Annotated in this window: 23 protein-coding genes, 1 other RNA gene and 1 pseudogene; 10 read left to right on the forward strand and 15 right to left on the reverse strand. The window is 65.6% G+C overall.

The window, feature by feature from the left end:
- Positions 1 to 260: 260 nt before the first annotated feature.
- The 14 genes and pseudogenes from XdyCFBP7245_RS21175 to asnS form a co-directional block, all read right to left on the reverse strand.
- The gene (locus tag XdyCFBP7245_RS21175; protein ID WP_104617370.1) at positions 261 to 827 is read right to left on the reverse strand and encodes a DUF2939 domain-containing protein; all 567 of its coding nucleotides are present in this window, start codon (positions 825 to 827) and stop codon (positions 261 to 263) included.
- Positions 828 to 948: 121 nt separating this feature from the next.
- Positions 949 to 1,635, reverse strand: coding sequence for a DUF2461 domain-containing protein (locus XdyCFBP7245_RS21180; protein WP_104617371.1), 687 nt, complete (start codon positions 1,633 to 1,635; stop codon positions 949 to 951).
- Positions 1,632 to 3,077, reverse strand: a complete 1,446-nt coding sequence (sbcB, locus tag XdyCFBP7245_RS21185; protein WP_104617372.1) for an exodeoxyribonuclease I — start codon at positions 3,075 to 3,077, stop codon at positions 1,632 to 1,634. The genes XdyCFBP7245_RS21180 and sbcB overlap by 4 nt, the downstream gene beginning before the upstream one ends.
- A gap of 194 nt (positions 3,078 to 3,271) precedes the next feature.
- Positions 3,272 to 3,350: non-coding RNA, sX9 sRNA (locus tag XdyCFBP7245_RS21190), on the reverse strand.
- Positions 3,351 to 3,411: 61 nt separating this feature from the next.
- Complete coding sequence (locus XdyCFBP7245_RS21195; protein ID WP_104617373.1) at positions 3,412 to 4,779, reverse strand: FAD-dependent oxidoreductase; 1,368 nt, start codon at positions 4,777 to 4,779, stop codon at positions 3,412 to 3,414.
- A gap of 171 nt (positions 4,780 to 4,950) precedes the next feature.
- A complete protein-coding gene (gene kynU, locus XdyCFBP7245_RS21200; protein WP_104617374.1) occupies positions 4,951 to 6,225 on the reverse strand; it encodes a kynureninase in 1,275 nt (424 codons plus the stop codon).
- 32 nt (positions 6,226 to 6,257) lie between these two features.
- Positions 6,258 to 8,387 carry an FUSC family protein gene (locus XdyCFBP7245_RS21205; protein ID WP_104617375.1) on the reverse strand — a complete coding sequence of 710 codons (2,130 nt, stop codon included), beginning with the start codon at positions 8,385 to 8,387 and terminating at the stop codon, positions 6,258 to 6,260.
- Between the two features lie 60 nt (positions 8,388 to 8,447).
- Positions 8,448 to 8,978 carry a 3-hydroxyanthranilate 3,4-dioxygenase gene (locus tag XdyCFBP7245_RS21210; RefSeq protein WP_104617376.1) on the reverse strand — a complete coding sequence of 177 codons (531 nt, stop codon included), beginning with the start codon at positions 8,976 to 8,978 and terminating at the stop codon, positions 8,448 to 8,450.
- Positions 8,979 to 9,063: 85 nt separating this feature from the next.
- Positions 9,064 to 9,726, reverse strand: a complete 663-nt coding sequence (gene can / locus XdyCFBP7245_RS21215; RefSeq protein ID WP_005996458.1) for a carbonate dehydratase — start codon at positions 9,724 to 9,726, stop codon at positions 9,064 to 9,066.
- 103 nt (positions 9,727 to 9,829) lie between these two features.
- Positions 9,830 to 10,452, reverse strand: a pseudogene (locus XdyCFBP7245_RS21220) (FMN-binding negative transcriptional regulator); the annotation flags it as partial.
- Between the two features lies 1 nt (position 10,453).
- Positions 10,454 to 10,789 carry a hypothetical protein gene (locus XdyCFBP7245_RS21225; RefSeq protein ID WP_104617377.1) on the reverse strand — a complete coding sequence of 112 codons (336 nt, stop codon included), beginning with the start codon at positions 10,787 to 10,789 and terminating at the stop codon, positions 10,454 to 10,456.
- Positions 10,786 to 11,091, reverse strand: a complete 306-nt coding sequence (locus XdyCFBP7245_RS21230) for a hypothetical protein (RefSeq protein ID WP_104617378.1) — start codon at positions 11,089 to 11,091, stop codon at positions 10,786 to 10,788. The genes XdyCFBP7245_RS21225 and XdyCFBP7245_RS21230 overlap by 4 nt, the downstream gene beginning before the upstream one ends.
- Complete coding sequence (locus XdyCFBP7245_RS21235) at positions 11,088 to 11,438, reverse strand: hypothetical protein (RefSeq protein ID WP_104617388.1); 351 nt, start codon at positions 11,436 to 11,438, stop codon at positions 11,088 to 11,090. The genes XdyCFBP7245_RS21230 and XdyCFBP7245_RS21235 overlap by 4 nt, the downstream gene beginning before the upstream one ends.
- A 28-nt stretch (positions 11,439 to 11,466) precedes the next feature.
- A complete protein-coding gene (gene asnS, locus XdyCFBP7245_RS21240; RefSeq protein WP_104617379.1) occupies positions 11,467 to 12,861 on the reverse strand; it encodes an asparagine--tRNA ligase in 1,395 nt (464 codons plus the stop codon).
- Between the two features lie 187 nt (positions 12,862 to 13,048).
- Between asnS and XdyCFBP7245_RS21245 the strand changes: the two genes are divergently transcribed.
- The 7 genes from XdyCFBP7245_RS21245 to XdyCFBP7245_RS21280 all read left to right on the forward strand — a co-directional run bounded on the left by XdyCFBP7245_RS21245 (position 13,049) and on the right by XdyCFBP7245_RS21280 (position 19,971).
- Positions 13,049 to 13,387 carry a HesB/IscA family protein gene (locus tag XdyCFBP7245_RS21245; protein WP_055844665.1) on the forward strand — a complete coding sequence of 113 codons (339 nt, stop codon included), beginning with the start codon at positions 13,049 to 13,051 and terminating at the stop codon, positions 13,385 to 13,387.
- 329 nt (positions 13,388 to 13,716) lie between these two features.
- Positions 13,717 to 14,148: a 30S ribosomal protein S6 gene (rpsF, locus tag XdyCFBP7245_RS21255; RefSeq protein ID WP_039411444.1), complete on the forward strand. Its 432-nt coding sequence runs from the start codon at positions 13,717 to 13,719 to the stop codon at positions 14,146 to 14,148.
- Between the two features lie 11 nt (positions 14,149 to 14,159).
- Entirely contained in the window at positions 14,160 to 14,390 is a 231-nt protein-coding gene (rpsR, locus tag XdyCFBP7245_RS21260) for a 30S ribosomal protein S18 (RefSeq protein ID WP_005991243.1), read from the forward strand.
- Between the two features lie 234 nt (positions 14,391 to 14,624).
- Positions 14,625 to 15,074, forward strand: coding sequence for a 50S ribosomal protein L9 (gene rplI / locus XdyCFBP7245_RS21265; protein ID WP_104617381.1), 450 nt, complete (start codon positions 14,625 to 14,627; stop codon positions 15,072 to 15,074).
- A 210-nt stretch (positions 15,075 to 15,284) separates the two neighbouring features.
- Complete coding sequence (gene smc / locus XdyCFBP7245_RS21270) at positions 15,285 to 18,788, forward strand: chromosome segregation protein SMC (RefSeq protein WP_104617382.1); 3,504 nt, start codon at positions 15,285 to 15,287, stop codon at positions 18,786 to 18,788.
- Between the two features lie 56 nt (positions 18,789 to 18,844).
- The gene (gene zipA, locus XdyCFBP7245_RS21275; protein ID WP_104617383.1) at positions 18,845 to 19,579 is read left to right on the forward strand and encodes a cell division protein ZipA; all 735 of its coding nucleotides are present in this window, start codon (positions 18,845 to 18,847) and stop codon (positions 19,577 to 19,579) included.
- Positions 19,580 to 19,587: 8 nt separating this feature from the next.
- The gene (locus XdyCFBP7245_RS21280; RefSeq protein ID WP_104617384.1) at positions 19,588 to 19,971 is read left to right on the forward strand and encodes a hypothetical protein; all 384 of its coding nucleotides are present in this window, start codon (positions 19,588 to 19,590) and stop codon (positions 19,969 to 19,971) included.
- A gap of 237 nt (positions 19,972 to 20,208) precedes the next feature.
- On the opposite strand, the gene XdyCFBP7245_RS21285 is transcribed toward XdyCFBP7245_RS21280, so the two are convergent.
- Positions 20,209 to 21,333: a pyridoxal phosphate-dependent aminotransferase gene (locus XdyCFBP7245_RS21285; protein WP_104617385.1), complete on the reverse strand. Its 1,125-nt coding sequence runs from the start codon at positions 21,331 to 21,333 to the stop codon at positions 20,209 to 20,211.
- A 342-nt stretch (positions 21,334 to 21,675) separates the two neighbouring features.
- Here XdyCFBP7245_RS21285 and ligA point away from each other — a divergent pair, with 342 nt between their 5' ends.
- The 3 genes from ligA (at position 21,676) to XdyCFBP7245_RS21300 (ending at position 26,265) form a co-directional block, all read left to right on the forward strand.
- Positions 21,676 to 24,180, forward strand: coding sequence for an NAD-dependent DNA ligase LigA (ligA, locus tag XdyCFBP7245_RS21290; RefSeq protein ID WP_104617386.1), 2,505 nt, complete (start codon positions 21,676 to 21,678; stop codon positions 24,178 to 24,180).
- The gene (gene epmA, locus XdyCFBP7245_RS21295; RefSeq protein ID WP_104617387.1) at positions 24,177 to 25,139 is read left to right on the forward strand and encodes an EF-P lysine aminoacylase EpmA; all 963 of its coding nucleotides are present in this window, start codon (positions 24,177 to 24,179) and stop codon (positions 25,137 to 25,139) included. Before ligA ends, epmA begins: the two co-directional genes overlap by 4 nt.
- Positions 25,140 to 25,581: 442 nt before the next feature.
- Positions 25,582 to 26,265: a DUF3011 domain-containing protein gene (locus XdyCFBP7245_RS21300; protein WP_170068739.1), complete on the forward strand. Its 684-nt coding sequence runs from the start codon at positions 25,582 to 25,584 to the stop codon at positions 26,263 to 26,265.
- Positions 26,266 to 26,437: the final 172 nt, after the last annotated feature.

Genomic DNA, 26,437 nt, shown 5'->3' on the forward strand with positions numbered 1-26,437 from the left:
AGAAATGGCGAAACTCCGAAGATCCAAACGCGATTCTCCGGAACGATGCGGACATTCCGCACTCTCAGGCATCGTTATTCAGACCTTCCCTAGCAGCCGTCAGCTGGGTATGGACGGCGCGCTCAGACACGGAGTGCACGCGTGGGACATGCCGATGTCGCGCACCGGCCGCGTCCGCCTGCGGCGACGCAGGCGTTTAATTGGCAACGTCAGGGATGCGCACGTGTGCATCGCCGCATCTGGGCTTTCACGCTACGCGATTACGGCGTTTGCTCGCTCGGTGCGGTCGACAAGGGCAACTGGATATCGGTCAGTCGCCAGCGCAGGCCCTGGCGGGTCAGCACGAAGGTCACCTGCGCACCGTTGGCGGTCTGCGTGGTGGCGGTGAAGCGGCGGGTGGATTCGAAGCGCTGCGTGGCGCCTTGCAGCGGGCGCGCCGGTGCCGGTGCCGCGTAGGTATCGGCGCTGACGGTGTCGCCGATGACGCGGTTCCACACGCTGTGGCCTTGCAGCAGGGCACCGATGCCCAGCGGCGTGACCAAGGTATCCACGCCGGCGCCGCTAATGCCGCTGGCCAGTTGCAGGGCAAAGCCGCCGAGCAGGCTCGATTGCATGCTGCTGCCGGCCCGACGGACCAGATAATCGTCCAGTTGCGCCTTGAGGTTGACGCGCAGGCTGGGGAAATCCACGTAGCTTTCCAGCTGCGCGGCATCGCGATCAGCAACGGCCTGACTGATGCCGCGGATGGCCAGATACGGCCCCGCCACCACATAACTCGCCAGCAGCACCACGGCCAGCAGCGGCACGATCCACCAGCGCTTTTTCATCGTTCGCACTCCGTTGCCATGCGCGGTGAGGGGAGGGTGTTCCAGTGCAGCCAGACGCTGGCACCAGGCCGCCGATGGCGCGGCAACGCCGTGGCGCGGTATGCCTGCGCCGTAGCTCGCCTCAAAATTCCAGGTCCAGGGCGGCGCACAGATAATCCACAAACGGCGCAAGCGTCACCAGGTCTGCCTCGATGGTCTGGCGCAGGCGCGGCCCGGTCATGATGGCGTCGTCCAGATGACGCAGGTACGCCCAATTGCGGTGCTTGAGATCGTCGATGAACTCGAAATCGGTGGGAAACCCGCGCGGTGCGCGTACCAGTTTTTCGCTGTCGTCCAGGGCGAACTTGCGCCGCAATTTGGGCTCGTATGCGGCCGTCTTCCAGCTGCCCGGGTTTTCGAAGATGAACTGCCGCAGCTTGCGTTGGGTGTCCGGCTCCGGGTGCCACAGGCCTGCACCGACAAAGCTCTCGCCCGGTTGCAGATGGATGTAGAACGACGGTGCCGGCACCTGCCGGCGGCGCTCATGGAACAGGCGCGCGCCCTGCCAGTTTTTGTAGGGCGATTTGTCGTTGGAAAAGCGCGCATCGCGATAGATGCGAAACAGCGAGCCGCCCTGGGTCTTGGGGTCGGCGCGATAGTGTTCGCTGACCTCGGCAAGCGCCGGCTGCAGATCGGTGATGAGCTGCAGAAACGGCTGGCGCACGTGCGCCTCGTACTGGTGGCGATGATCGGCGAACCAGGCCTTGTCGTTGTGGCGGGCCAGTGCGCGCAGGAACTTGAAGCTGGCGTCTGAAAAATAGGTGGTCATAGCGTGCGTTTGAGGTCCGAACCCCAGGCGGCGAGCTGGTCGAGCAGGGCTTGCTTGGTAGCATCGTCGGGGTGAGCGAGCCGTAAATCCGCAATCTGCGCGTTGTACTGGTCCAGGGTGACTTCGCCCAGCCCATGGTCTTCGAACAGGCGCTTGCGGCGGTACTGGTTCCAGCGTTCCTGCTCGTCGAACGACAGCGTCTGCGGCCAGTTGCGTGCGCGATAGCGAAACAGCAGCTCGATCAGGCGTGGGTCGCGAAACCGTGTTTCCAGCGCGCCCAGTTCGTCCGGCGCGCTGGCGCGCACCTGGGCAAGCAGGCGCTTGTCGCCTTCGGCCAGAAAACCGTCATAGAGCGAGGCATCGGCATCGTTGACGGCCGGCGCCGCGGCACGCTCGTTGCCGTAGACCTGGCGCACCTTCTCTGCCAGCTGCGGGCCCAGTTCGCGCAGCCGTGCGGCCTTGGCCGGCACTGCATCGGGGTCCAGGCCCAGGCGCTGGAAATCCGGCGCGCGCAGATGCTGCCAGGCCACCAGCGCTGGCGACTTGTTCAGATGTACTTCCTTGAGCGGGATGCGCTGCTCACCTTCGGGTAGATCGGCGGCGCGGATATACAGCCGGTCGGCGATCTCGTCCGGGCTCAGCCGCAACAACACCTCCGGGTCGCCGTCCAGATCGAACACGATCACGCGGCTGTCGATGCGCGGATGCCGCGTCAGCGGCAGCACGGCGGCGGCGCACATGCGCGAGGCCGGGTAGCGCTGCGAAATGTGCAGCACCGGTTCCATCGCGATCACATCGAGCAAGCTGGCGGCAAAGCGCTTGTCGCGCAGGCGTAACGCGTACTCCCACAACTTGGGTTGATGCTGCTGAAACTTGCGCGCCATGCCGATGGTGGCGTACACGTCGGACAAGGCCTCATGCGCATCGCCTTCGCGCACTGCGTTGGCATCGGCCAGATGTTCGAGCTTGAACGAGGTGGCGCCGTCTTCGCGCTGCGGCCAGCTGATGCCGTCCGGGCGCAATGCGTGTACCAGCCGCAGCACATCGAGCAGATCCCAGCGCGAATTGCCGCCGCGCCACTCGCGCTCGTAGGGATCGTAGAAATTGCGGAACAGCCCGCAGCGCACGAACTCGTCGTCGAAGCGGATCGAGTTGTAGCCCAGCGTGCAGGTCTGCGGGCGGCTCATCTGCTCGGCGATGCGCGCAAATGCTTCGGCTTCGGTCACGCCTTCGCGCAACGCGTGCTGCGGGGTGATGCCGGTGACCATGGTGGCGTACGGCGAGGGCAGCAGGTCGTCGGCCGGTTGCACGAAGAAGCTGATCGGCTCGTCGATCACGCGCAGTTGCGCGTCGGTGCGCACGGCGGCGAACTGCGCGATGCGGGTGCGGCGCGGGTCCTGGCCGAAGGTTTCCAGGTCGTAGAAGAGAAAGCTGTCAGGCATGCGGGTGCGAGATCCAGATCCGCGGCGCACGGCGTATGCGCCGCCAATGGCCGCTAGTATCTCTCATCGCAGCGCCGGCGCGCTGAGGCGCAGCTGTGCGCTGGGGCAGGCGCCTGCTGTGCGGGCTTGTTCGATACAGGTGCGGCGAACGAAGCGTGAGCGTTTGCGCGTCGCTGCGAGGACGACCTTGGCGCGGCTAACACCACAGGGCGAGCAGTCGTCAGGTGTGTGTGGACGGCGCGCTCAGGACCAGATGGGGTACGAATGGTCCATACCTCACCGAGCACTGGCCGCGCCCGCCTGGCGGTGAGCGCAGTCGTTGTCTTCGCCGCTGTTAGTGCGCGCCTTCCAGCGGCTCCAGACGTGCGTGCACCACCGCTTCCAGCGCCGCCCAATCGATACGCGACAGATCGCTGTGCCCGCGCGTGGCCTCCACCAGGATTTCGCGCTGGATGTCGCTGCGCGCCAACGCAATCGAATAGCGCGTGCGCAGGAAGGTCACCATCGTGTAATGCGGCACGAAGCGGGTGGGCCAGCGCGCCTGCAATTGCTGCTCGAGTTCGCGCTGCAGCAGGAAGTCGGCATCGCCGACGCGGTCGCGCATTTCCAGATAGTTTTCCAGCGCCATCTGCTGGATCGCGGCGGCATCGTCGCGGCGTGCGGCTTCGAACGCGGCGAACGCGCTGCCGATATCGTCGTGCGCGTCCATCTGCTCGGCCAACGCCACGCAATCTTCGAAGGCGCAGTTCATGCCCTGGCCGTGGAACGGCACCATCGCGTGTGCGGCATCGCCGATCAGCAAGGCGCGGCTGTCCAGATGCCAGCGCTCCAGGGTGAGGGTGCCGAGCAGGCCGGGCGGATGCTCCTCCCAGTGTTCTTCGAGCTGCGGAATCAGCGGCAGCGCATCCGGAAAATCGCGTGCGAACAGCGCATGCGCTTCTTCGCCGGTGCGGGTGGTGGCAAAGCTGGGGTCGCCTGCGTTGGGCAGGAACAGGGTGACGGTGAAGGTGCCGCCATCGTTGGGCAGCGCGATGCACATGTAGCGCCCACGCGGCCAGATGTGCAGCGCATTGCGCTCGATGCGGAAGCCACCGCCGGGCAGCGGCGGGATTTCCAGTTCCTTGTACGAATGATCCAGAAATTCGGTGCGCTCGCCCAACGGCGATTTGCGTTGCATGGCCGCGCGCAGTGCCGAGCCTGCACCGTCGCTGCCGATGAGGCTCTGGAAGTGGATCTCGTGCGGCTGATCGTCGCGGTCATCAATAAACCGCGCGTAGCCGGCGTCGAAATCGACTGTGTGCAGCCGGCGATAGAAATGCACCGACGCGCCGGCCTGTTCGGCAAGATCCAGCAAGGCGATATTCAACGCGGCACGGTGGATCGACCAGATCACTTCGCTGTCGTCGCGGCCGTAACGCTGCAGCTGCGGTTCGCCCTCGATCGGGTGCACCATGCGGCCGCGCATCATCACCGCCTTGGCCATCACCGCCTCTTCGGCACCAGCTTGACGCAACGCGTGGCGTCCGCGTTCGGCCAGCGCCAGGTTGATCGAACGGCCGGATTCATAGCCCTTGATGCGTGGGTCGCCACGCCGTTCATACACGGTGACTTGCCAGCCGCGACGCGACAGCAGGATGGCGAGCAGGCAACCGGCCAGGCCGGCGCCGATCAGGGTCAGGGAGCGGGGGGAGACGGGGCTCAATGCAATGTCCGGCAGCGGCCGGACGCGGGAGCCGGCAAAGGTGAGGAAAGAAGCAGCTGGCTATAGCGCGCGCCTGCGTTGCCGAAGGCGCGCTCGGAGTGTACGTGGGCGTCTGCGGGTTTCGCGCGTGCCTGCCACGTGGCCGGTGGTGTTGCAGTCAGCGTGCGGCGCTCAGCCGGCGGCCCAGGTTTCCACCTGTTCCACAAAGGTGTGCAGATCGCCGAAACGGTTGTACAGCGGCACCGGCGCGATGCGGATCACGTCCGGTTCGCGCCAGTCGCCAAGCACGCCGGCCGCATGCAGATGCTCGAACAACGCGCGCCCTTGCGCGCGTCCGCCAGCCACCCGCAACGACAGCTGGCAGCCGCGCTGCGCCGGCTCGGCCGGGGTGACGATCTGCAGCACCTGCGGCACGCGTGCGTGGATCAGCTGTTCCAGATGTCCGGTGAGCTGCTCGGACTTGGCGCGCAGCGCAGCCATGCCGGCTTGATCGAACAGGTCCAGCGATGCCCGCAGCGGTGCCAATGCCAGCACCGGTGGGTTGCTCAGCTGCCAGCCTTCGGCGCCGGGCGAGGGCACGAACTGCGGGTCCATGCGGAAGCGGGTCTGCTGCTCGTGTCCCCACCAGCCGGCCATGCGCGGCAGATCGCTATTGGCATGGCGCGCGTGCACGAAACAGCCGCCTACAGCACCGGGGCCGGCATTGAGATATTTGTAATGGCACCACACTGCAAAATCGACGCCATCGTCGTGCAGGGTCAGCGGGATGTTGCCGACCGCATGCGCCAGATCGAAACCCACCGCAGCGCCTTGCGCGCGTGCCAGTCGCGCAATTTCGCCCAGGTCGAAGGCCTGGCCGGTGCGGTACTGGATGCCGGGCCACAGCACCAGGGCCAGACGCGCACCGTGCGTGGCGATGGCATCGGCAATGGCGGCCATCGACAACGTGCCGTTGGGCGCATCGGCGTCCACTTCGATCAACTGCGTGGCCGGATCCAGCCCGCGCAGGCGCAACTGCGATTCCACCGCATGGCGGTCGGACGGAAATGCGCCGGCTTCGATCAGGATCGCGCCGCGCTCGGGCGTGGGGCGATAAAAGCTCGCCATCATCAGATGCAGATTGACGCTGAGGGTGTTCATCGCCACCACTTCGCCCGGTTGCGCGCCGACCACGCGCGCCAGGCCGTCGCGCACCAGCTGGTGATAGGTCAGCCATTGGGTGGGGCCGGTGAAGTGGCCTTCCACCGCAAGCGCGCCCCAGTGATCGAGCACTTCGCTCACCATCGCGCGGGCCCGACGCGGTTGCAGGCCCAGCGAATTGCCGACGAAATAGGTCTGGTCCCGGCCATCGTGCTGCGGGAACACAAAGGCGTCACGCAGGCTGCGCAACGGGTCGGCAGCATCCAGCGCTACGGCGTGGGAACGGGACAGCGGGTCGGTGCTCATCGGGCTCGCGTGCTTTGGATCGATACGGCAGTTTACCCGCCAGCACCTTGCGCGCCGTCATGCACCGCAGGCGTCTCGGTCGAGGCCGGTCGGGCAGGGCGCAGCAGATGGGTGAGCGTGCCGATGCTGTCGGTGACGCGGTCGATGGTGTCGGCAAGCGCGGCGGTGGTCGGCGAACCATCCGGCAGCGCGGCCAGCGCATCGGAGAGTTTGCGCTCGGCGCTGCGTAGCGTGGCCGCAGCCGGCGTGCCGCCGTTGCGCAGGCACGCGATCAGCTCGGCCAGCGCCTGGTCGGCGTCATCGGCGAAGGCGGGCAGTGCATCCAGCGACGGCAACGGGTGACCATCGCGCAGCACCGCCTCCAACAGCAGGGTGGCGCGGATCAGCCGGTTGCCGTTGGCCAGCAGCGATTCGGCCAGCTTGAGTTCGTGCAGATTGCGGCGGCTGCGTGGCTCGCCGCGCAGGCGTTCGATCGATGCCTGCGCATTGGTGCGCGCCACGCGTGCGGCCGCGCGGCTGTCGCTCAGCCGATCCATCTGGCCCAGCAACAGGTTGTGCAGATGCTCGCGATAGGCCGTGAGCAACTGCGCCAGCGAGGCGCGGATATGCCGACGCTCGCGCGTCGGCCATAGCGCGTAGGCGATCAGCGCCAGCGCGCTGCCGGCCACGGTGGCCTGCAGCCGCGCACCGACTGCCTCGCCGGGCGTCATGCCTTCGAAGGACAGCAACAGCACCAGCATGCCGGTGAGAAACGCCACGCCGATGCCGTAGTTCACCTGGGTCAACAACCGAAAACCCAGGCAGAACAGCGCCAGCAGGGCCATGCGGATACCGGCGCCATCCATCGCAAAATGGGCCAGCAGTGTGGCCACCAACAACCCGATGAAGGTGCCGGCCACGCGCAAGGCGCCAAAGCTGAACGTGCCGCCGAAATCCGGTTTGAGCACGATCGCGGTGGTCATCGGAATCCAGAAACCGTGCGGAATCTGTTGCCAGCGTTGGAAGGCAATGGCCAGTGCCAGACATACGCCGCAACGCAGCGCATGCCGGAACGCCACCGACGACAGATCCAGGTTTGCCCGCAATGTCGCCCAGGTCGCGGCCGGGCGCAGCGCTGCCGGTAGCCGCGCTTCGGCCAATTGCGCCTGGATTTCGCCGCGGCTGCTGGCCCAGTGCGCGTTGCGGATCAAGGCGCGCAACTGCCCGCCCAATCCCTGCGCGCGAGCCACCGCCACACGCACCAGCCGGCGCTCGCGGGTATCGGCGTTGTCGTGCTGAAACTGCGCCAGCACGCCGACCAGATCGTCGAAACCGGTCATCGACGCGTTGGCCGCTACCGGGTCCTCGCCCACCGTCATAGTGTGGGCCAGCTGCTCCAGCACGATGGCGCTGCGTTCGAGCACGCGCTCAATCGCCGGGCGCGCCTGCGAGTCGGTCAGGCGGGTGTGGGCATCGGCCAGCGACAGCAGCTCCAGCCGCACGCGGTCGCAGAGCTCGGCAATGATGCGAAAGCTCTGCACCGCGATCGCGCGCGAGCGGTGTTCGCCGTGCAGCATCACCATGGCATCGAGCACTTCCTGGGTTGCCGGCGGCGCCGCGCTGGCTTCCGGGCGTTGCCGTGCGATTGCTGCCAGCTGGCGCATCAGGTCGGCCAGCGCGAAGCGTTCCGGGCGATACCGTTGCAAGGGCCAGGCCGCCAAGGCCAGCAACACCTGCAGCAGGCCACCGGCAAAAATCAGCGCAGCCACGCCGGGCGCCTGTTCCACCGGCAGCCGCATGTCGGCACTCACCACCAGCAGGATCATGCTGGTCAGGCCGACCCGCGCCGCAACCGGGCCCAGCGCCACCAGCAGGCCACCACCCAGGCCGAGCAGCAGCCCGGCGATCACCAGGGCAGGCGTGTCGTGGCCGACCCACACGCCCAGCAAGGCCGCCAGGCCAGCGGCCAGGGCCGCCATCAGCATGCGTTGCAAGCGCGCGCGGTAGGGCCCGGGTTGATCGGAAAACATCGTGTTGAGCGCGCCGCTGCACACCGCCAGGCCTGCGGCGACATGCCCGGTGGCCACACCGATCGCCAGCGGCAGTACGACCGCTGCGGTGTTGCGCAAGGCCACGCGCAGCGGCACATCGCGCGGCTTGAGGTCGATCAGTGCGCGCAGCATGCTGTGTGCTTGTGTGGGTGCGACCGGCGTGTGTATTGCATGCGCTGGCGCCAGCGCAACTCAGGCCTCGACTGCAGCATAGCGCTCCGGCGCAGGATGCAGATGCCCGCACTGCGTGCAGGTCCGCAGTGCCAGCGAGCGATAGAAGTGATCGAACACCGGCGGGAAGTCGGTTTCGATATTTTCTAGCGGAAACATCGCCTCATACAGCTTGTGATTGCACTGCGGGCAATACCACTGCAGGCCATCCTGTTCGTGCGGCAGACGTTCGCGCTCGATGACCAGGCCGATCGAACCGTCGGCGCGCTGCGGGCAATGCGGCACCTTCGGCGGCAGCAGAAAGATCTCGCCGGCGCGGATCGGGATGTCGCGTTGCATGCCCGCATCCTGCACCTTCAGGACCATCTCGCCTTCGAGCTGAAAGAACCACTCCGGGCCTTCGTCGTAGTGATAGTCGGTGCGCGCGTTGGGCCCGCCGACGATCATGATGATGAAGCCATCCTGCTGGATGCACTTGTTGCCGACAGGCGGTTTGAGCAGGTGGCGGTATTGCTCGATCCAGGCATGCAGGTTGATCGGCGGGACCAGCATCGACATTCCTCGGCGCAGAAGGTCTCCAGCATAGCCAACCGCGACGCCGATGGGCGCCGCGGTCGGTCACACATGCAGCGCCGACTCAGCGTTCGGCGTGGTCGGCCTGAATTTTCGCCAGTGCCGCGTCGTAACGTTCCTGCAGCAGGTCGGCGCGGTCGATGGACATGCCCAGATCGTGCGCATGGCCGTCGCGCAGGCTGTAGACCCAGCCATGCACGCACAGCTCCTGCCCACGCTCCCACGCATCGCGCACGATGGTGGTGCGGCAGACGTTGACCACCTGTTCCAGCACGTTGAGCTCGCACAGACGCGCATGCTGCACCGGCAGATCGCCGGCATCGTGCAGGCAGGCTTCGTGCTTGTCGGCCACATCGGTGACGTGGCGGATCCAGTTGTCGACCAGGCCCATGCGCTTCTGGGTCAGGCTGGCGAACACGCCGCCGCAGCCGTAATGGCCCACCACCAGGATGTGCTTGACCTTGAGCACGTCGACGGCGAACTGGATCACCGACAGGCAGTTCAGATCGGTATGCACCACCACATTGGCGATATTGCGATGCACGAACACTTCGCCCGGTGCCATGTCGATGATCTGATTGGCCGGCACGCGCGAGTCGGAGCAGCCGATCCACAAATATTCCGGGGTCTGCTGCGTCGACAGTTTGGAGAAGAATTCCGGATCTTCGCGACGGATACGCTCGGACCAGGCGCGGTTGTTTTCAAGTAAATGGTTGAGCTCGTTCATGCGTGCAGTATTCCAGATGACGACGGGGAGGAAGCAAGCCAGAGGTGGGCCATAAAGCGGTGGTGCAGGAACGCGAACGCAATGCCAAGGCGATCAGCTCTGGCGCGCGCAATGCATTGCGCATCAGTGCGGCCACGTCCTGCGCATCGCTTGAACGTTGCTGCTCCAGGGCATCGGCCACTGCTGCAACATTGCCGGCCGGATGGTTCTGGCTGAGCTTGAAGGTGAGTTCGATGCGGCTTGGCACGAAGCGGAAGCCGATCAGCCCACGCAATTGCCGACGATGGCTGTCGCGCTCCATCTCGAACTGCCAGTCGCTGCCGATGCGTTGCTCGAGCAGTGCGTGCTCATCCGGCCGATCAAATCGCTCACCGCATCTTCATCGGCAAGCTCGGTGCATTGCCCATGCAGATGCGCGATGGCGTAATTCCAGGTCGGCACGCGCGCGGCCGCTTCCTTGTCCAGATACCAGCCCGGCGACACATAGGCGTGCGGCCCCTGCACGACGATCACCGCATCGCCCGCATGGCGCGCTTGCGGATTGGGGCGTGCCCAGTGGCCCTCGATGAGCACCTGCTGGTCGTCGCGCCGATACAGCACCGGTAGGTGCGAGATGGCTGGTTGTCCGTCGTCGCTCTGACTGATCAGGGTGACGAACGGGTCGTGCGCCAGCAGCCAGTCCAGCAGCGCCAGATCGGTCTGTGCGAACGCGCGCGGTGCGTACATCTCAGGCGCGGCCGCCCATGGTCACCACCATGCGTGCGCGCAGGTCGGCATCGTTATCGCCGCGCGGTGGCGACACCTCATGCAGCGAAAAGCCGCGCATCAGCGCATCTTCTTCGTCCAGCCCGTCCAATGCCACGAATTCGGCATCGAACAAGGCCGCGCGTGCGGTGTCTTCACTGTCGTAGGCCAACGTCTTGCCATCGCTGTCCAGCACTTCGGCAGTGCCGGCTTCCTTGATGCGCAGGCGCGCCCAGATCAGCGTACGGCCGATGGTCGCCAGCCACCACTGATCGCGGCCGTCGGAGCTGTGGGCTGCGTCGATGTCGATGATGTTCATGCCAGTACCTTGGAAAGCAGCCCGAGCAGGGCCGCCATGCCCAGGCCGAAAAAAATGGTCAGCAGCGACAGCCAGGCGGGTGTGGCCAGACCGGACAGGGCACTGTCGCGGTAGCTGCGGTAGCGGCGCGCCAACAACCAGCGCCACGCGGTCGGGCTGATGAAGGCCGGGTCGCCGAAGCTGGCCAACGCATCTGGGTGTCGGTCGCGCAGGTGCACCAGGGTCAGCGGCCAGAAGATCAGCAGCGCGGTCAGCCCGGCAACGGCGACACCGACAAAACACAGCGCGAAGAACAGGGTCATGTGCGGGGCTCGGCAGGCGGAGCGTCAAAGCGGGCAATGATCGTGATAAGACCGACGATCGCCTCGTTGAACTTGTCCAGGTCTTCGGCCGGAATCCACCACTCGGTGTGATGCGCGCCGCCGACTTTTTGAATGGCGTACTGGTCGACGAACGCGGCGAGCACATCGAACTGCGCCACATAGCCCACGCCGCTGTCCTTGACGTTCCAGCGTGATGCGATTTCTTCGGCATAGCGCTGATTGGTGACCGGATAGAAGATCGGCTGCTCCGGCAATCGCGGTGGCCAGCGTCGGAAGCCGGAGTCACGCACCAGTGCGTATTCCTCCGGCCCCAACGGGCGATACATCGTGACGGTGGCCGCCGCTGTGCTCACATCAGAACTCCGCGCTGCCCGGCGCGCGCGGGTAGGGGATGGCGTCACGGATATTGCTCAGCCCGCACACGTACACCACCAGGCGCTCGAAGCCCAAGCCGAAGCCGGCATGCGGCACCGAGCCGTAGCGACGGAAATCGCGATACCAGCTGTAGTGGTCCTTATCCAGACCGAACTGAGCCATGCGCGCATCCAGCACATCCAGGCGCTCTTCGCGCTGGCTGCCGCCGATGATTTCGCCGATGCCCGGCGCCAGTACGTCCATTGCCGCCACGGTCTTGCCGTCGTCGTTCAGGCGCATGTAGAACGCCTTGATGTGCTCGGGATAATTGGTCACCACCACCGGGCGGCCGATGTGCTCTTCGGTGAGCCAGCGTTCGTGTTCGGTCTGCAGGTCCAGGCCCCATTCGACCGGGAAGTCGAACTTCTTGCCCGAGTTCTGCAGCAGCTTTACCGCCTCGGTGTAATCGATCTGCTCGAACGGCGCATTGATGAAGGCCTCCAGCTTGCTGATCGCGTTCTTGTCCACGCGCTCGGCCAGGAACGCCAGATCGTCGCCGCGCTCGTCCAGCACCGCGCGGAACAGGTACTTCAGGAACTGCTCGGCCAGGCGCGCATCTTCGGCCAGATCGGCGAAAGCGATTTCCGGCTCGATCATCCAGAACTCGGCCAGGTGGCGCGTGGTGTGGCTGTTTTCTGCGCGAAACGTCGGCCCGAAGGTGTAGACCTTGCTCAGCGCCAGGCAGTACGCCTCCACGTTGAGCTGGCCGGACACGGTGAGGAAGGTTTCCTTGCCGAAGAAGTCGCGGCTGAAATCCACATTGCCCGTGGCATCGCGCGGCAGGTTGACCATGTCCAGCGTGGAGACGCGGAACATCTGCCCGGCGCCTTCGGCATCGGAGGTGGTGATGATCGGGGTGCTGATCCAGTTGAAGCCGTTTTGGTGGAAGAAGCGGTGCACCGCCTGCGCCAGGCAGTTGCGGATGCGCGTCACCGCGCCGAACAGATTGGTGCGTGGGCGCAGATGCGCCACTTCGCGCAGGAACTCCGGCGTCATCGGCTTGGGCTGGATCGGGTAGGTCAGCGGGTCTTCGACCCAGCCCACGATTTCGACAGCGCTGGCCTGGATCTCGAACGACTGGCCCTTGCCCTGCGACTTCACCAGCACACCCTTGGCGATCAGCGAGCAGCCGCTGGTCAGGCGCTTGATCTCGTCGAAATTGGCCAGCGTGTCGTTGGCCACCACCTGGATCGGAGCGAAGCACGAGCCATCGGTCACGTTGATGAAGGCCAGTCCGGCAGATCCGCGCAGCGTGCGCACCCACCCCCGTACCGTGACTTCGCCGCTGTCGGGGAGCTTGCCCGCAAGCGCATGTTCAACGCTGACCACCGTCATGACTGTTCCTCGCCGTAGCGATCTTGAATGGCCTGCGAGTTTACTGGCTGCGACCGCGCTGGCGCGAGCGCCTGAACAGGCAGGCGACGTAGCGGCTTGCGTGCAGGCGTGGCCGGCCCCATCTGGACTGCATGCCGATTCGCCCGGTCGGCCCCTATACTTGACGCCATTGTGTTGGAGTACCCGCATGACCATCAGCCTCACCCCCGCCGCGCTGGAACGCGTGCAGCGTTTCGTGCAGCAGACCCCGGGTGCGTTGGGTCTGCGCTTTGGCGTGACCAAGACCGGTTGCTCCGGCTGGGGCCACATCACCGACCTGGCGCGCGAGAAGCGCGACGACGATGCGGTGTTCGAGCAGGGCGGGGTGTGCATCTTTGTCGACCCGACCAGCCTGCCGCTGGTGGACGGCACCTGCATCGACTTCGGCAAGCACGGGCTGAGCGAGACCTTTACCTTCAGCAACCCCAACGCCACTGCCGAGTGCGGTTGCGGCGAAAGCTTCACCACCGAAGCCGAGCACCGCTGATCTAAAGAGTTAAGCCAAGCAGCGTCGGAGTGTTTCCTTTTCTCATCGGTAGAAGCTGCCCCGAAGGAGCGGATGAGGGGACGGAGGCGAAGCCAAGCGCGGTCGAAAGTCGCCAGGGCTTTGCACCCTCACCCCAACCCCTCTCCCGATGGGAGAGGGGCGTTAAAGCCTTTACAGCAGTGCGCCCGGTTGCGGCTAAGCACTTGAACTGCCATACTTTCCTGCTTCCTGCCCGATTCCGGGCGGGAACCCTTGCTCCACCGGCCGCTTCGCGCGGACCACCGGGGAGCTGTCCGGCCCACGTGGCCACATCCGAAAGGTAAAACAACATGAGTCGTCATTACGAAGTCGTGTTCCTGGTCCATCCGGACCAGAGCGAGCAGGTTCCGGCCATGATCGAGCGCTACAAGTCGCTGATCGAAGGCGGTAACGGCACCATCCACCGTCTGGAAGACTGGGGCCGTCGTCAGCTGGCCTACCCGATCCAGAACCTGGTGAAGGCGCACTACGTGCTGCTCAACATCGAAGTCGACCAGGCCGTGCTGAGCGAGCTGGTGGAAAGCTTCCGCTTCAACGATGCGGTGCTGCGTCACCTGGTCGTCAAGCGCGATGGCCCGGACACCGAGCAGTCGCTGATCATGAAGAGCAAGGACGAGAAGGGCGACAAGCCCGAGCGTAGCGAGCGTCGTCGTCGCGACGATGAAGAGGGCGAAGCCCCCGCTGCCACCGATACCGACGGCGACAACGCCGAAGCCGCTTAAGGAGCGCTGTCATGTCCAAGTTCTTCCGTCGTCGCAAGTTCTGCAAGTTCACCGCCGAGGGCGTCAAAGAGATCGATTACAAGGATCTCAACACCCTGCGTCAGTACCTCACCGAGAACGGCAAGATCGTGCCGAGCCGCGTGACTGGTACCAAGTCCAAGTACCAGCGTCAGCTGGCGACGGCCGTCAAGCGCTCGCGTTTCCTGGCGCTGATCCCGTACACGGACAATCACGACGTCTAATCCGAGTCGTTGATGTGAGTCCCTCACAAGAGCCCGCACGGTTTTGTGTGAGTCCCTCACAAAAGCCCGCACATCCATGTGCGGGTTATCAAATTGATAGAGGCCGGTCATTCGAGATGCGGTGTTGATCGTGCTCTTGCGATTCCCAAATCCCGATTCCCGAATCCCGTCTTTTCGGACAGCACCCGTTGCGTCGGCCAAAGCGCCAGCGCTAACGAATAACGGAGCACCACCATGGATCTGATTCTTCTGCAGAAAGTGACCAACCTGGGCAACCTGGGCGACAAGGTCAGCGTCAAGCCGGGCTACGGCCGTAACTTCCTCGTGCCGCAGGGCAAGGCCGTTCCTGCCACCGCTGCCAACGTCGAAGCGTTCGAAACCAAGCGCGCCGAGTACGAAGCCAAGGCCAACACCATCCTGGCCGATGCACAGACCCGCGCCACCAAGTTCGAAGGCGCCAGCGTCACCATCGGCGCGCACGCGTCCACCGAAGGCAAGCTGTACGGCTCGGTTGGCCCGCGCGACATCGCCGAGGCGTTCACCGCCGCCGGCCTGCCGCTGGAAAAGAGCGAAGTGATCCTGGGCGAAGGCGCATTCCGCAATGTCGGCGAGTACGACGTTGTGCTGCACCTGCACGCCGATGTGGAAACCTCGGTCAAGGTCATCGTCGAATCCGACGCCTGATCCTTGCTGCATGTGTGAACCGAAGGGCGCCTTGTTAGGCGCCCTTCGTGTTTTACGGCCAGCCGCAGCGTAGCGACGGCACCGTTATACTCATGCCCCATTGTCGGTTCCACGGCCTGCAGATCTTGCCGATCAAGGGCTTAGGTGCCGGCTCCACAGGAAAAGCGCCTGCCGGCTGTGTCCGCGCGGTGCCCGGAACCCGCCCGTCCCATGCGCCTGTCCACGATCAAGCTGTCCGGTTTCAAGTCGTTCGTCGACCCGACCACGTTGCACCTGCCCACCAACATGACCGGCATCGTCGGCCCCAATGGCTGCGGCAAGTCCAACATCATCGATGCGGTGCGTTGGGTGATGGGCGAAAGCTCGGCCAGCCGGCTGCGCGGCGACTCGCTGACCGATGTGATCTTTTCCGGCTCCTCGGCGCGCAAGCCGGTGTCGCAAGCGACGGTGGAACTGATCTTCGACAACTCCGATCACACCATCACCGGCGAGTTCGCCTCGTTCAACGAGATCTCGGTCAAGCGCCTGGTCAGCCGCGACGGCAACAGCGCCTATTACCTCAACGGTACCAAGTGCCGGCGTCGCGACATCACCGATTTGTTCCTGGGGACCGGCCTGGGGCCGCGCAGCTACTCGATCATCGAGCAGGGCATGATCAGCCAGATCATCGAGGCGCGCCCGGAAGATCTGCGCGTGTATCTGGAAGAAGCCGCCGGCATTTCCAAGTACAAGGAACGCCGCAAGGAAACCGAAACCCGCATCCGCCACACCCGCGAAAACCTCGACCGCCTGGGCGACCTGCGCGAAGAGATCACCAAGCAGTTGGCGCATCTGCAGCGCCAGGCGCGTCAGGCCGAGCAATACCAGGCCTTGCAGGAAGAACGCCGGATCAAGGATGCCGAATGGAAGGCGCTGCAGTACCGCGGCCTGGACGGGCAATTGCAGGGCCTGCGCGAAAAGTTGAATCAGGAAGAAACCCGCCTGCAGCAGCTGATCGCCGACCAGCGCGATGCCGAAGCGCGGATCGAAACCGGGCGCGTGCGCCGCGAAGAAGCCGCCGACGCGGTGGCCAAGGCGCAGGCCGATGTCTACCAGGTGGGCAGCGCGCTGGCGCGCATCGAGCAGCAGATTCAGCATCAGCGCGAACTGGCGCATCGCTTGCACAAGGCGCGCGATGAGGCGCAGAGCCAGCTGCAGGAACTGACCCAGCACATCAGCGGCGACTCGGCAAAACTGGCGGTGCTGCGCGAGGCGGTGGATGCGGCCGAACCGCAGCTGGAACAGCTGCGCGAGTACCATGAATTCCGCCAGGAGTCGCTGCGCGAAGCCGAGGCGCGGCTGGCCGACTGGCAGCAGCGCTGGGAAACCCATAACCGCGACACCGGCGAAGCCTCGCGCGCCGGCGAAGTGGAGCGCACGCGTGTCGATTATCTGGACCGCCAATCGCTGGAGGCCGACCGCCGCCGCGAAGCGCTGGTCAACGAACGCGCCGGGCTGGATCTGGATGCACTGGCCGAGGCGTTCGAGCAGATCGAGCTGCGCCATGAAACGCAAAAGGCGTCGCTGGACGGGTTGACCGAGCAGGTCGAGGCGCGCAAGCACGCATTGAGCGGTCTGCAGGAACAGCAGCGCGCCAGCCAGGGCGAGCTGGCCGAAGTGCGCAAGCAGGCGCAGGCCGCGCGCGGTCGGCTGTCGTCGCTGGAAACCCTGCAGCAGGCCGCCCTCGGCCAGGAGCAGGGTGCGGCGGTGGCGTGGCTGAAGTCGCGCGGGCTGGATTCGGCAGCGCGCGTGGGCGAGCGCATCACGGTGGAAAGCGGTTGGGAAAACACCGTCGAAAGCGCGCTGGGGCAGTTGATCGAAGGCGTGCTGGTGGAGGCGCCCGAACAGTTGGTCGACGCGTTGGGCGAGTTGGGCGAAGGCCGCATCGCGCTGGTGTCCAACGCCGCCGATGCCGCCACCTTTGCACCGACCTCATTGGCAGCGAAAGTGCAGGGGCCGATCGCGATTCGTCGTCTGCTGGCGCGGCTGCACGCCGCTGATGACCTGCAGGCCGCACGCGCGTTGCAAGCCGCGTTGCCGGAAGGCGACTCGGTGATCACCCGCAATGGCGAGCGCTTGGGCGAGGGCTGGGTGCGCGTGTCGCGCTCCGGCGCGGCCAAGCAGGGCGCCTTGCTGCGCGAGCGCGACATTCAGGAACTGCGCACGCAGATCGATACCTTGCAGGAGCGCGAAGCCGAGCTCGAACAGCGTCTTTCCAGCTTCCGCGAGCAATCGCTGGCCGCCGAACAACAGCGCGAAGACGCGCAGCGCCAGCTGTACATGGCGCACCGCAGCGTGTCGGAACTGGCTGGTCAGTTGCAGAGCCAGCAGGGCAAGGTCGATGCGGCGCGCACGCGCATCGAGCGCATCGAAACCGAGTTGTCGCAGTTGCTGGAAACGCTGGATACCAGCCGCGAACAGGCCCGCGAGGCCCGCGCGAAACTCGAAGATGCGGTCACCCTGATGGGTGATCTGCAGGGCACGCGGCAGGCGCTGGAAAACGAACGCCGCCAGCTCACCGATGCGCGCGACCAGGCGCGCGATGCCGCGCGCGGCGTGCGCGATGCGATGCATGCGCTGGCGCTCACGCTGGAATCGCAGCGCACCCAGATCACCTCGCTCAGCCAGACCCTGGAGCGCATGGACAGCCAGCGCGGCCAGCTCGATACGCGCCTGGAAGATCTGGTGGCCCAGCTCAGCGACGGCGATTCGCCGGTGGAAACGCTGGAGCACGAACATCAGGCCGCGCTCAGCGAGCGCGTCCGCACCGAGCGCGTGCTCAGCGAGACGCGCACGTTGCTCGACAGCATCGACGGTGAGTTGCGCAGCTTCGAGCAGACCCGCCAGCAGCGCGACGAGCAGGCGCTGGCGCAGCGCGAGCGCATCAACCAGCGCAAGCTCGATCAACAGGCACTGGTGCTCAACGCCGAGCAGTTGTCTGCTGCGGTGGTCAAGGCCGGCTTCGTGCTCGAAGACGTGGTCAACGGCCTGCCCGAGTCCGCCAACGTGGCCGAATGGGAAGCGGCGGTGAACCAGATCGACGGGCGCATGCGGCGCCTGGAGCCGGTGAATCTGGCTGCGATCCAGGAGTACGGCGAGGCCGCGCAGCGCTCGGAATATCTGGACGCGCAGAACCTGGACCTCAATACCGCACTGGAAACGTTGGAAGACGCCATCCGCAAGATCGACCGCGAAACCCGCGGCCGCTTCAAGGACACCTTCGATCGCGTCAACTCCGGCGTGCAGGCGCTGTATCCGCGCCTGTTCGGCGGTGGGCACGCGTATCTGGAACTCACCGGCGAAGACCTGCTCGACACCGGCGTGACCATCATGGCGCGCCCGCCGGGCAAGCGCGTGTCCAGCATTTCGCTGCTGTCCGGTGGCGAAAAGGCGATGACTGCCGTGGCGCTGGTGTTTGCGATCTTCCAGCTCAATCCCGCGCCGTTCTGCCTGCTGGACGAGGTGGACGCACCGCTGGACGAAGCCAATGTCGGCCGCCTGGCCAACATGGTGCGCGAGATGAGCGAGAAGGTGCAGTTCCTGTTCGTCAGCCATAACAAGGCGACCATGGAAGCGGCGCGCCAGTTGTCGGGCGTGACCATGCGCGAGCCGGGCGTCAGCCGTCTGGTCAGCGTGGACCTGGAAGAAGCGGCACGTTTGGCGGGTGCGGCATGACGTGCCATGCTTGTTGGAATATCGACACCTGTCACTCTTATGCGGAGGCACGCTGAATGTCCGACATGGCCATGATCCGGATCGGGATCCTGATCGCGGGATTGCTGCTGGTCGCTGCAATTTTTCTGTTCGGCCGCCCGAAGAAATCGCCGCAGGGGCGTCGCGTCGACAAGGACGACGGCCAACCGCGCGAACGCCGCGAGCCGGTGATTTCCGGCGATGCGGGGATTGAAGCAGACCCATTCGCGCGCAGCGAAGGCAGCGCCGAACAGAGCGAGCTCAACCTGGACGACCAGGATGCGGCCGGCGGCAACGACGTCGGCAAGCGCCCCAATCAGGACTTCGACAAGATCGTGTCGCTGTTCGTGGCGGCCAAGGCCGGCCAGATCCTGCGTGGCGAAGACGTGGTGGTTGCCGCGGAAAAAACCGGCCTGGTGTTCGGCCACATGAATGTGTTCCACCGCCTGGTGGAAGGGCACCCGGAGCGTGGGCCGATCTTCAGCATGGCCAGCATCCTCAAGCCGGGGAGCTTCGATATGGCCAACATCCGCGAGATGCAGACCCCGGCGATTGCGTTCTTCCTGACCCTGCCGGCGCCGATGACCGCGCTGGATGCCTGGGAAAAGATGCTGCCGACCGTGCAGCGCATGGCCGAGTTGCTGGATGGCGTGGTGCTGGACGACAGCCGCAATGCGCTGGGTCGCCAGCGCGTGGCGCATATCCGCGACGAACTACGTGCCTACGATCGTCAGCACCAGGCACCGCCGCTGACCAAATCCCCGCGCTGGTGAGTTGAGCGATGTTGAGTCTGCAGGGCGTGTTGGCGGTGGCCTTGCTGCTGGTGCTGTGGGCGATTCTGGCAATGCCGCTGTTGTGGATCTTTTCGTTGATCACCGCGCGCCTGCGCAAACGCCCGCGCAACTCGCCGTGGGTGGTGGGCAGTTTCGCCGCTGCCATCACCCTGCTGGTCGCGCCAGTGCCGACGCCCTTCATCAGCGTATTCCTGCCGCATGCGATCGCGCTGTTGGATCGCCGTTACTACGCGCACATCCTGCAAGGCCCGCCGATGCTGCGCGAGTTGTTGCTGTGGAATGCCGGCTCGATGGGGCTGACCTTCGTTATCAGCTATCTGTGGATACGGCGCACGCTGCGCACACCGCAGCGCGACGCGTTGGAGCAGTAGCTAGTCTCTCGACGGGGCGATAAGACGCCGCTTGCGCGCCATCGGCGCGCGTGCCTTCGGGTGCCCGCGGCACAAGCGCGAGCCAGAGTTGGAGGGTACGGAAGGCGAGGCAGGAGAGCAGTCGGTGCTGCATGTCTGACGGCGCGTGGCGACGCGTTTGTCATGGCAGGTGGTGGCTGATCTCCGCGGGGCACCTTCTCCCCCATAAAGGCAGACAATGCCCCGAGGGGAGAAGGGTTAGCGCTTGGCTTTGGTAAACGCCTCGCGGAACCGCACCATCTCTGCCTCGGTGCCGACGGTCACGCGCACGCGCTTGGGCCAGATCGGCCAGCTGCGGCCGACGATCACGCCCTGCTTCTGCATCGAATCGGCAAACACGCCGGCCTCGCGCTTGACGTCCAGCAGGAAGCAGTTCGCTTGCGTGGGCAGGCAGGTGTAGCCCTTGCTCTTGAGCCAGGCAATGGTTTCATCGCGCACGCGTGCGTTGTCCGCGCGCCGGGTCTGCACCAGTTGCGGGTCGCGCAGGCTGGCGATGCCGGCCGCCATCGCCGGCACCGGCAACGGGTTGCTGCCGAAGCTGGCGAGCTTGGTCTGCAGACCCGGTGGGGCCAGCGCCGCGCCCAGGCGCAGGCCGGCCATGCCATAGAGTTTGGAGAAACTGCGCAGCACGATCAGGTCCTGGCGCTGACGCACCAGGTCGACCATCGACGGCTCGTTGCTGTAGTGGATGTAGGCCTCGTCGACCACCAGCACCGCGCTGGCCGGCTTGTTGGCCAGCAGCCATTCGATGTCGCTGCGCGGGGTGATGCTGCCGGTGGCATTGCCGGGATTGCACAGATAGATCAGGCCGGCGGTCGGGTCGGCCTTGGCCATCGCCTTGACGTCGTGCGCGCCATCGGCACGCAGCGGCACCTTGCGCACCTGCACGCCGCGGTCAGTGGCGCTGTCGATCACCGGGTCGAAGCTCGGGTCCGCCACCACCAGGCCGGCGCGGGCCGAGGTGAACAGGTTGCTGGCGCGATTGAGCGCATCCCTGGACCCGGGAAATAGCGCCAGATGGTCGTTGGGCAGTTGCAGTTCGCCGGTCATCAGATTGCGCAGGTCCTGCTCCATCTCCTGCAGGTAGCGGCCCGACCGCGCCAGCGACCGCGTTGCGGCATCCAGCGCCGCCGGAGCGGGGCCAAGCGGGTGTTCGTTGAGATTAAGCAACACCGTCCCTGCCGCCGGTGCGACGCCCGGCGCTGCCGGCGCGGCTGCGCGTTTGCGGGCCGCCTCAGCCGCGGGTGCCAGCCCCAATGCGGAAACCGCCATGCCAGTGGTGGCAAGGCTGAGAAACGAACGGCGCGAGACGGGCAACGACACGGGTGAGCTCCAGACGGGGACGGCGAAGAGGGCGCCACGCTAGCGGGTTTGTGCCGGTCTGCCTATCGGGAAATCCCCGGGCGGCACGCTGTCGGCCGTCAGCGGGCAGATCCGGTAGTCCGGCGCGCCCATCGCGCCCAACCACGCGCGGGCACATCCTGCCGGGTTTGCTGGCCGGTCGCGACCCAGGCGCTGGCGGCGTCGCCTCTGGGCTTGCGCGCTTGCCTGGATCGGTCGATCCGGTCAGGGGCACCAGATCGGGCGCCGGAGTCAGGCGTATCATCGCTTGCGCATCGGCATGGCCCGTTAGAATGGGCGGCCCAGTGCCAGCCCAGCGATCGTATGACTGTCAGCCCGGATCCCGCTCAGCGCATCGATGCCTTACGTCGTCGAATCGAAGACGCGAACTACCGCTATCACGTGCTCGACGAGCCGCAGATGGCCGACGTCGATTACGACCGCCTGATGCGTGAGCTGGATGCGCTGGAAGCCGAGCACCCGGCGCTGGCCAGTGCCGATTCGCCGACACAGCGGGTGGGGTATCTGGCCGCGTCGCGCTTTGCCGAAGTGCGGCATGCGCTGCCGATGTTGTCGCTGGGCAATGCCTTCAGCGATGAGGAAGTGAGCGAGTTCGTCCGTCGCATCAGCGAGCGGCTGGAGCTCAAACAACCGGTGTTCTCGGCCGAACCCAAACTCGATGGCCTGGCGATCAGCCTGCGCTACGAAGATGGCGAGTTCGTGCAAGGTGCGACCCGTGGCGACGGCGCCACCGGCGAGGATGTCAGCGCCAATCTGCGCACGGTCAAGGCGATTCCGCTGCGTTTGCGTGGGCAGGGTTGGCCGAAGGTGCTGGAAGTGCGCGGCGAGGTCTACATGCCGCGCGCCGCGTTCGAGGCGTACAACGCGCAGATGCGTGCGCAGGGCGGCAAGGTGCTGGCCAATCCGCGCAATGGTGCGGCCGGTTCGCTGCGGCAGCTGGATGCGCGCATCACCGCGCAGCGCCCACTCAGTTTTTTTGCGTATGGCGTGGGCGAAGTGCGCGACGGCGCCTTGCCGCAGACGCATTCGGCCATCCTGGCGCAATTGCGCGACTGGGGATTTCCGGTCAGCCAGCTGGTCGAAGTGGTGCATGGTAGCGAGGGTTTGTTGGCGTACTACCAACGCATTGGCGCGGCGCGCGACGGGCTGGCCTTCGATATCGATGGCGTGGTGTACAAGCTCGACGATCTGGCCGGCCAGCGTGAGATGGGGTTTGTTTCGCGCGCGCCGCGCTGGGCGATTGCGCACAAATTCCCGGCGCAGGAGCAATCCACCACGGTGGAGGCGATCGAGATCCAGATCGGGCGTACCGGTGCGGCGACGCCGGTGGCGCGACTGAAGCCGGTACATGTGGCCGGCGTGATCGTCACCAACGCGACCTTGCATAACGCCGACCAGATTGCGCGGCTGGATGTGCGCGTGGGCGATACGGTGATCGTGCGCCGTGCCGGCGATGTGATTCCGGAAGTGGCCGGCGTGGTCGCCGACCAGCGCCCGCCGGGCACGCAGGAATGGCGCATGCCTACCCAGTGCCCGGTGTGCGGGTCGGAGATCGTGCGCGAAGAAGGCCAGGCGGTATGGCGGTGCTCGGGCGAGTTGACCTGCCCGGCGCAGCGCAAGGAGGCGTTTCGGCATTTCGTGTCGCGGCGTGCGATGGATGTCGACGGTCTGGGCGAGAAATTCATCGAGGTGCTGGTCGATAGCGGGCTGGTGCAAGGTGTGGCCGATCTGTATCTGCTCACCGTCGATCAACTGCTGCAACTGCGCCTGATCAGCACCGCCGACAGTCCGCATGCGTTCTTGCGCGAGGCGCGCGAGCATTTGGCCGAGAGCAACTACCGCGCGCTGGAAGGTTTGATCGGGCTGCAGGGCGTGGATCTAGCCAATGCTGATGCTGCTCCACCTGAAAACTGGCAGGCCAATGTTCTGCGTTTGCAGTTCAAGGGGTTCGATTGGAACCGCCGCAAGATCGCCACCAAATGGGCGGAGAACCTGATCGAGGCGATCGAAACATCGCGCGACACCACGCTGGAGCGCTTCCTGTTCGCGCTGGGCATCGAGCATGTGGGCGAGAGTACGGCCAAGGCCTTGGCGGCGTGGTTCGGCGATCTGGAGCTGATCCGCCATCTGCCGTGGCCGCTGTTCAAGCGCGTGCCCGATATCGGTGGCGAAGTGGCGCGTTCGCTCGGGCACTTCCTCGATCAGCCGGGCAACCAGCAGGCCATCGACGATTTGCTGCAACGTGGCGTGCGCATCGGCGATGCGCACCCGCCATCGCCCAAGCTGCGCGATGCCTTGAGTTTTGCCAGCGTGCTGGAAGACATGGACATTCCCAAGGTGACGCCGGTGCGCGCGCAGCAACTGGCGGCGGCGGTGCCGTCGTTCGATGCGCTGCGCACTGTCGGCAGCGACGCGTTATTGCAGGCCGGCGTGCCCGCACCAGTGGTCGCCGCGCTGCTGCAATGGCTGGATCGCCCGGAAAATGCGGCACTCGCCACATCGGCACAACAGGCGATGGAAACAGTGCTGGCGCGCCTGCCCGACGCCGAGGCCGTGCAGGCCGGCCCCTTGGACGGCCAGACGGTCGTGATCACCGGCACCTTGGCCGCCTTGACGCGCGATGCCGCCAAACAGCGGCTCGAAGCATTAGGCGCCAAGGTGGCCGGCAGCGTCTCCAAGAAAACCGCGTTCCTGGTGGCCGGCGAGGAGGCCGGCTCCAAGCTCGACAAGGCGCAATCGCTGGGCGTGGACATCTGGGACGAAGCGCGGCTGCTGGCCTTCCTGGGCGAGCACGGCCAACAGCCATGACGGCAGCGCAACTCGATCTGGCCGGGCTGCGGTTGCGCGCTCAGCTCAATGCCGCCATTCGCGCCTTTTTTGCCGAGCGCAGCGTGCTGGAAGTGGAAACGCCGGTGCTGTCGCAGGCCGGCAACACCGAGCCGAATATCGAAAGTTTCAGCACCCGCTTCAGCGGACATGTGGATGCTGGCGCGCCGCTGCGCTGGCTGCGCACCTCGCCGGAATATCCGCTCAAACGCCTGCTTGCCGCCGGCCTGGGCGATTGCTACGAACTGGGGCGCGTGTTCCGCAACGGCGAAGCCGGCGGCCGGCACAATCCGGAATTCAGCATGCTCGAGTGGTATCGGGTGGGTTGGGACGACCGTAAGTTGGCGCAGGAAACCGTCGCACTGGTGCAGCGCGCGCTTGCCCTGGTGCAGCGCGAGGCGAGCGTGCAGGTGCTCACGTATCGCGAGCTGTTCGTGCAACGCCTGGGCATCGACCCGTTGCTGGACCCGGTCGACACGCTGCGTGCAGCGCTGCATGACGTTGCCATCGATCCGCAGGGACTGACGCGCGACGATTGGCTGGACCTGCTGATGACCCATCGCATCCAGCCCGGCTTTGCCAGTCAGACGCTGACCGTGGTGCACGACTGGCCCGCCAGCCAATGCGCGCTGGCGCGGATCCGTCACGACAGCCCGCCGGTGGCCGAGCGCTTCGAGCTGTATCTGGGCGGCTATGAGGTGGCCAACGGCTACCACGAATTGAACGATGCCCCGGAGCAACGCGCGCGCTTCACCCGCGACAACGCGGTGCGTGCGGCGCGCGGCTTGCCGCAGCTGCCGCTGGATGAGCAACTGCTGACGGTGCTGTCGCAGCTGCCCGATTGCGCCGGCGTGGCGGTGGGGGTGGATCGGCTGTTGATGGCCTTGCGCGGCACTACGCAGATTGCCGACGTACTGGCCTTCGACTTCGCACGTGCCTGAGGTGTTGGCAGGGAATGGCGGTGCAGCAGGCACCAAGAGTAGCCAATGAATCTGCTGCTCTCATCGCCAAGCGGATGCAGCCGGTGCGCGATGCGGTGCGTACCGCCCGTGCCGCGCGTCACCCCGATTCTGAGCGCATTTCCCATGCCTGCTGACGACTACTCGTCAGGTTTTCTTGGCCGCTCTTAACCCCATGCGGGAGTGCGATTCCCGCGTCGCGCTAGGTCGCAGTGAACCTGCGCCGATGAACGTGCACGCCCATCTCGCGCCACCCATTCAATGCAGCCCATACCGCCTGCACCCGCCAGTGCAACGAGGACGATCGCATGGCGCTGCCATGGCGTTGTCATCGCCGCCGTATTGCTATCTTCACATCGATGATGCTCTCATCTTCACGTCCACGGGGGCGCGACGTCGATCGTTTCGGGTGAGGATTGTTGGCATGAAGTGGCTGATCAGCTTATGCGGTTTGTGGTGCCTGCCGCTGCTGATGCTCGTCGATGCGCGTGCCGCCGAGCGAGCCTCCGGCGTGGTGCGTTGCGAATCCAAGGACCTGGCCCGCGTGCATTGCGCGATGGATGTCGCCAGCGGCGTACAACTGGTACGCCAGCTCTCCGAAACCAGCTGTATCCGCGGCAGCGAATGGGATCTGGACCGCGATGGGGTATGGGTAGAGCAGGGCTGTCGTGCCGAGTTCGCCACCACCGCGCCGGCGGCTGCATTGATGCGGCGCGTGGTGCGCTGCGACTCCAATGGCGGCAAGGTGGCATGCCCTGTAGTGCTGCGCGGCGCGCCGGTACGCCTGCTGCGTCAGCGCTCGATGTGGCCATGCAAGGAAGGCCGCACCTGGGGAACGCGCCGCAACGAAATCTGGGTGTCGCGCGGTTGCGACGGCGAGTTCGAAGTCGGTGCCGAAGATGGGTCCGGTTTCGTTGCGGTGCCGCGCATGGTGACCTGCGAGTCGAAGAAGAGCACCCGCCGCACCTGTGGGGTATCGGTGGAGCGCAAGGTGCGCCTGGGCCGGCAGATCTCCAGAACCCCTTGCGTGGAAGGCCAGACCTGGGGCTGGAGCCGCGATGGGGTATGGGTCAACGACGGTTGCCGCGCCGAATTCATCGTCGACTGAGCGGCTGACGAACCTGCTGCGTGGTCTATTGCTGGGTGAATAATCTTGGATTTCGCTGCAGAGGGCGGCTGATGTGCGGTTTGGCTGCAGGGCCCTTGCCCGCCCACCCTCGCGGGACACGCCGCAAGTACGTCCATGTAGCAACTGTGTTGGTCAGGACCTCAATCCGCGA

This window comes from Xanthomonas dyei (genome assembly GCF_002939865.1).
GTDB classification, from domain to species: Bacteria; Pseudomonadota; Gammaproteobacteria; order Xanthomonadales; family Xanthomonadaceae; genus Xanthomonas; species Xanthomonas dyei.

Bases quoted from the DNA above. Each gene is read 5' to 3' on its own strand.
- XdyCFBP7245_RS21175 (WP_104617370.1), bottom strand. From the start codon at position 827: ATGAAAAAGCGCTGGTGGATCGTGCCGCTGCTGGCCGTGGTGCTGCTG.
- XdyCFBP7245_RS21180 (WP_104617371.1), bottom strand. From the start codon at position 1,635: ATGACCACCTATTTTTCAGACGCCAGCTTCAAGTTCCTGCGCGCACTG.
- sbcB (WP_104617372.1), bottom strand. From the start codon at position 3,077: ATGCCTGACAGCTTTCTCTTCTACGACCTGGAAACCTTCGGCCAGGAC.
- kynU (WP_104617374.1), bottom strand. From the start codon at position 6,225: ATGAGCACCGACCCGCTGTCCCGTTCCCACGCCGTAGCGCTGGATGCT.
- XdyCFBP7245_RS21205 (WP_104617375.1), bottom strand. From the start codon at position 8,387: ATGCTGCGCGCACTGATCGACCTCAAGCCGCGCGATGTGCCGCTGCGC.
- XdyCFBP7245_RS21210 (WP_104617376.1), bottom strand. From the start codon at position 8,978: ATGCTGGTCCCGCCGATCAACCTGCATGCCTGGATCGAGCAATACCGC.
- can (WP_005996458.1), bottom strand. From the start codon at position 9,726: ATGAACGAGCTCAACCATTTACTTGAAAACAACCGCGCCTGGTCCGAG.
- XdyCFBP7245_RS21225 (WP_104617377.1), bottom strand. From the start codon at position 10,789: ATGAACATCATCGACATCGACGCAGCCCACAGCTCCGACGGCCGCGAT.
- XdyCFBP7245_RS21230 (WP_104617378.1), bottom strand. From the start codon at position 11,091: ATGACCCTGTTCTTCGCGCTGTGTTTTGTCGGTGTCGCCGTTGCCGGG.
- XdyCFBP7245_RS21235 (WP_104617388.1), bottom strand. From the start codon at position 11,438: ATGTATCGCCCGTTGGGGCCGGAGGAATACGCACTGGTGCGTGACTCC.
- asnS (WP_104617379.1), bottom strand. From the start codon at position 12,861: ATGACGGTGGTCAGCGTTGAACATGCGCTTGCGGGCAAGCTCCCCGAC.
- XdyCFBP7245_RS21245 (WP_055844665.1), top strand. From the start codon at position 13,049: ATGACCATCAGCCTCACCCCCGCCGCGCTGGAACGCGTGCAGCGTTTC.
- rpsF (WP_039411444.1), top strand. From the start codon at position 13,717: ATGAGTCGTCATTACGAAGTCGTGTTCCTGGTCCATCCGGACCAGAGC.
- rpsR (WP_005991243.1), top strand. From the start codon at position 14,160: ATGTCCAAGTTCTTCCGTCGTCGCAAGTTCTGCAAGTTCACCGCCGAG.
- rplI (WP_104617381.1), top strand. From the start codon at position 14,625: ATGGATCTGATTCTTCTGCAGAAAGTGACCAACCTGGGCAACCTGGGC.
- smc (WP_104617382.1), top strand. From the start codon at position 15,285: ATGCGCCTGTCCACGATCAAGCTGTCCGGTTTCAAGTCGTTCGTCGAC.
- zipA (WP_104617383.1), top strand. From the start codon at position 18,845: ATGTCCGACATGGCCATGATCCGGATCGGGATCCTGATCGCGGGATTG.
- XdyCFBP7245_RS21280 (WP_104617384.1), top strand. From the start codon at position 19,588: ATGTTGAGTCTGCAGGGCGTGTTGGCGGTGGCCTTGCTGCTGGTGCTG.
- ligA (WP_104617386.1), top strand. From the start codon at position 21,676: ATGACTGTCAGCCCGGATCCCGCTCAGCGCATCGATGCCTTACGTCGT.
- epmA (WP_104617387.1), top strand. From the start codon at position 24,177: ATGACGGCAGCGCAACTCGATCTGGCCGGGCTGCGGTTGCGCGCTCAG.
- XdyCFBP7245_RS21300 (WP_170068739.1), top strand. From the start codon at position 25,582: ATGAAGTGGCTGATCAGCTTATGCGGTTTGTGGTGCCTGCCGCTGCTG.